This is a genomic window from Streptomyces sp. SID5785 (assembly GCF_009870065.1).
In the GTDB taxonomy this organism is placed as follows: Bacteria; Actinomycetota; Actinomycetes; order Streptomycetales; family Streptomycetaceae; genus Streptomyces.
Genome location: NZ_WWIA01000290.1, coordinates 1 through 3,409, shown reverse-complemented (window position 1 = coordinate 3,409; position 3,409 = coordinate 1). Strand labels below are relative to the sequence as shown.

Here is a 3,409-nt window from a genome sequence, read left to right as displayed (position 1 = left end):
GGCGCGGGTGCCGTCCGGCAGCCGCACGGCCGCCCGCTGCGGCCGCTCCGGCGGCCCCGTGTGCCCGACGACCTCGGCGTCGAACCGGCCCCCGCCGCGCACCACCTGCCACACCGGCCCGGCGCGGTAGGGACTGTCGGCCCGCTTGGCGACGACGCCGGAGATGCCCTGGGCGCCGAGCGACTCCAGCCAGACCCCGGCGACCTCGGGATCGTCGGTCGCCGGGACGGCCTGCAGCGGGGGCGGCACGTCGTGCAGCAGGTCGAGCAGCAGCGCGCGCCGCTCGGCGTAGGGGCGCTCGCGCAGGTCCTCACCGCCGGACTCCAGAAGGTCCCGCACCGCGTACGAGGCCGGGTACTCGGCGGCGAGCACCGAGGTGCGGCGGGCCGTGGAGCGGGCGCGTGCCCGTGCCGCCTCGAGGTCGAGCCGCCCGCCCGTCCACACCACCGCCTCGCCGTCCAGCACGACGCCGGGTGGCAGCGCGGCCTGCGCCGCGACGGCGAGGTCCGTCCAGACCCCGGTCACGGTCCGGCCGGAGCGTGCCTGGCACCGCACCGTGCGCGCGGTGCGGTGCAGGACGAGCGGCTCGCCCTCGAAGTCGGGCTCGTACCACCAGCCGGGCCCCACGGGCAGGTTCTCGGCGGGTGCGGCGAGGGCGACCGCGACGGGATACTCCACCCCTCCAGCCTGGCGCCGCTCCCGGTCCGGGCGCGCGGCGGCGTACTCCGCCCGGGCTCTTGCGCGCGGGGAGTGGTGGCGCCGACGAACGGGCAGGCTGCTGCGGAGCAGCGCAGGAGCGGGGCGATCCGGGGGACGCACGATGACCACCACCATGACCACCACCACGTCCATGACCTCGACGACGGCTGCGGCCACGGCCGCGGGCGCGGGCAGGATCGCGAGGGGGCGGAGGGACGGTGTCGCGAAGGGCGGCCGTCCGCACCGGAGGCACCCGGCCCTGCTCGGCGCGGCGCTGGCCGCGCTGGCCCTGGCCCTGACCACCGGCTGCGGCGGCGCCACGGACGACGACGGGGCCGGCGCCGCGCACCGTACGTCCACGGGCGGCCCGGACGCGACGGCACGGACACCCGGCCGGACCTCGCCCTCCCCCCGGCCGTCCACACCGGGCCCCGCCTTCTCCGCGGCGGACGGCACCGACACCGGCGCCTGTTCCGACGGCAACTGCGAGATCACCGTGTCCGCGCCGGTGACGCTGCGGTTCCCCGGCCCGCGCGGCAAGGCGACCCTGTCGGTGACAGAGGTCGGCCCGGGCAAGGTCGCCTACGCGATCACCTCCGGCGGCAACAGCTCGAAGGGCAGTGCGAGCGGCCCCGGCCAGGGATGTCTCACCGTCGTGCGGGCCGACGGCGGCGGCAACTCCTGCGGCGGGATCGGGGACGCCGCCCCGCCGAGCCCGCAGCCGGACGCCGTGGTGATCCAGGTGGCGGCCGGGGCGGACGGCACGGCCCTGCTCCAGATCGTGTCCTGACCGGCCGCGTTGTCAGTGCCGGATGCGAGGCTCGACGGTATGGACGAGCAGGAATTCATGCGGGGCCGGGTGTACGGGGCCGACCACGAGGACGCGAGCCCACAGCCCGGCCGTGCCTATGCGGAGCTCGTGGGCGGCCCGCTGGACGGGCTGCTCCTCGACGTGACGCTGCCGCCGGGCGGTGACCTGCCGCCCGAGGTGGCGCTCCCCACGGAGCTGGGGGCGCACGGCCCGGGCGGCCGGTCCCTGTACGCGGCGGCGGGGCCGGGCCGCTTCCGGTGGAAGGAGGACGTGCCGTGAGCCGGGCCGCGCGGCGGCGGACCCGGGTCACGGGCGCTGCTCCAGCGGCAGGGCCGGCCGGAAGCGCTCCGCGAGACCGCTGACGCGGAACAGCTTGCGCAGGGCGGGCTGGTGGTAGAACAGGCGCAGTTCACCGCCGCGTTCGCGGGTGCGCCGGTCGGCCCGGACGAGCAGACGCAGGCCCGAGCAGTCCATGAAGTCCACGGCCCGCAGGTCGAGTAGGACGCGTGGGCGGTCGCCGCCGGTGGCGCGGTCGAGCAGGTGCTGGATCTCCGGGGCGGTGGCGATGTCCACCTCGCCGCGGATCCGTACCACCGTGCGGCCGTCGTGGGGGTCGTGGGTGAGGTCGGCGTGCGGGCAGGCGGTGCAGAGGTGAGGCAGGGAGGTCATCGGCATCCCTCGGGACGGGGCCCCGTCTGCCCGAGGCCGTCGCTGAGCGGCCCCCGCGGAGTGCCGCTGGTCAGCGGGTGCGGGGGACGACCGTCGTCCACGGTAGGAGGAACGGCGCGCAGCGAAACGTTGCTGCACGCGGGAGGTCTCCTGAGTGGGTGACGAGGTGACCGTGTGTTCGGGGGTTCCCGGCGGCGGGGACGAGCGGATCGGGTCGGTCTGTCCGGGGCGGCGGGTCCGGGCCGATGTGTCCGGGGCGGTGTGCCCGGGCCGATGCTGTCCGGCGGCGTCGCGAGTCGGCGTCCGTGCGCCGCAAGTGACCTGATCCACCGGTGGGTTCACCCTATTGATCACTTCGGTGATCACCCCACACCCCCGTCACGTACGCCGCACGGGCGATGGTGGTGGGCGGCACCGCCCGGCAGGATCGTTCCATGCACGTACTCCTACTCGGAGGAACCTGGTTCCTCGGCAGAGCAGTTGCCCGCCACGCCCTCGCGCACGACTGCGAGGTCACGACCTTCAACCGGGGGCAGAGCACCCCGTATCTGCCGGGGACCCTCGCGGTGCACGGTGACCGCGCCAGCGCGGACGACTTCGAACGGCTCGCCCGGTACGGTCCGTGGGACGTCGTCATCGACACCTCGGCGTCCGCCACCGACCCCCGGCACGTCCTGGCCGGCGCCCGCGCGCTCGCCGAGGTCACCGACCGGTACATCTACGTGTCGAGCGTCGGTGTCTACCGGGACCGGGGCTCCGGCCCGCTCACCGAGACCTCGGCGACCTACGACACCCCGGCGGACGCCGGCCCCGAGGCCTACGAGGGGCGGCCCGCGGGCGAGCAGGAGGGGATGCGGAAGGCCGGCTGCGAGCGGGCCGTGACCGAGGCGTTCGGCGCCGACCGCACCACGATCCTGCGGCCCGGCGCGATCGTCGGTCCGGGCGAGTACAGCGGCCGGCTGCCCTGGTGGCTGCGGCGCTGCGCGCGCGGCGGCGCGATCCTCGCCCCGCGCGAGCCCGACCGGCCGATCCAGCCGGTCGACGCGCGCGACGTCGCCGCGTTTGCCGTCTCGGCGCCCGCCGGGGTGTTCAACGTGACGGCGCCGCGCGGCCACGCCACCATGCGCGACCTCCTCACGGCCTGCCTGGACGCCACCGGCCACCAGGGCCGACCGGTGTGGACCTCGGAGGAACTGCTCGCCCGGCACGGGGTCGAGGGCCCCACCCACC

General features: G+C 76.4%; 5 protein-coding genes. 3 read left to right on the top strand and 2 right to left on the bottom strand.

Going from position 1 to position 3,409, the window contains the following annotated elements; genetic code table 11:
• On the bottom strand, positions 1 to 678 hold a 678-nt coding region (locus tag GTW43_RS09035), incomplete at its 3' end, for a DNA ligase (RefSeq protein ID WP_161301104.1).
• A 142-nt stretch (positions 679 to 820) separates the two neighbouring features.
• Between GTW43_RS09035 and GTW43_RS37440 the strand changes: the two genes are divergently transcribed.
• Positions 821 to 1,489, top strand: a complete 669-nt coding sequence (locus tag GTW43_RS37440) for a hypothetical protein (protein ID WP_202501241.1) — start codon at positions 821 to 823, stop codon at positions 1,487 to 1,489.
• A 39-nt stretch (positions 1,490 to 1,528) separates the two neighbouring features.
• Positions 1,529 to 1,789: a hypothetical protein gene (locus GTW43_RS09025; RefSeq protein WP_161301103.1), complete on the top strand. Its 261-nt coding sequence runs from the start codon at positions 1,529 to 1,531 to the stop codon at positions 1,787 to 1,789.
• 27 nt (positions 1,790 to 1,816) lie between these two features.
• Here the strand turns inward: GTW43_RS09025 and GTW43_RS09020 are convergent, their stop codons facing one another.
• Positions 1,817 to 2,179, bottom strand: coding sequence for an STAS domain-containing protein (locus GTW43_RS09020; RefSeq protein WP_161301102.1), 363 nt, complete (start codon positions 2,177 to 2,179; stop codon positions 1,817 to 1,819).
• Positions 2,180 to 2,613: 434 nt separating this feature from the next.
• Here GTW43_RS09020 and GTW43_RS09015 point away from each other — a divergent pair.
• On the top strand, positions 2,614 to 3,409 hold a 796-nt coding region (locus tag GTW43_RS09015; RefSeq protein ID WP_161301101.1), incomplete at its 3' end, for an NAD-dependent epimerase/dehydratase family protein.

Bases quoted from the DNA above. Each gene is read 5' to 3' on its own strand.
- GTW43_RS37440 (WP_202501241.1), top strand. From the start codon at position 821: ATGACCACCACCATGACCACCACCACGTCCATGACCTCGACGACGGCT.
- GTW43_RS09020 (WP_161301102.1), bottom strand. From the start codon at position 2,179: ATGACCTCCCTGCCTCACCTCTGCACCGCCTGCCCGCACGCCGACCTC.
- GTW43_RS09025 (WP_161301103.1), top strand. From the start codon at position 1,529: ATGGACGAGCAGGAATTCATGCGGGGCCGGGTGTACGGGGCCGACCAC.